Annotated in this window: 1 protein-coding gene; it reads right to left on the bottom strand. The window is 68.7% G+C overall.

Annotation, left to right across the window (positions count from 1 at the left end; translation table 11 throughout):
* On the bottom strand, positions 1 to 275 hold a 275-nt coding region (locus SB773_RS31605; protein ID WP_410594268.1), incomplete at both ends, for a hypothetical protein.

Below are 275 nucleotides of genomic sequence, written 5' to 3'. Positions count from 1 at the left end.
CCTGGATCTCGGGCTCCGCGCGGGTGAGCACGGGCGGACGCTCCACGAATCGCAGCGTCCCGTCCTCGTTCGTCTCCAGGATCTTCCGTCCCACCCGGTCGCTCGTCCGCTTGCGCGACGCCTTGGTCACCTGATCGATCAGCCGCCACGTGTCGTCGCTGAGTATCCGGCGCCCGGAAGCGCGCTGCACGGCCATCGGTGTGAAGTACCGCGGGATGATGGGCATCTCGAGGGCCTGCCGGAGAAAGTCGCGATAGGCGCCGGCCGTCTCCTCG

The sequence above is a fragment of the Bacillus sp. SIMBA_074 genome, assembly GCF_046534555.1.
In the GTDB taxonomy this organism is placed as follows: domain Bacteria; phylum Bacillota; class Bacilli; order Bacillales; family Bacillaceae_G; genus Bacillus_A; species Bacillus_A mycoides.
The sequence above is the reverse complement of the archived record's forward strand: the minus strand, read 5'-3'. Positions and strand labels throughout refer to the sequence as shown.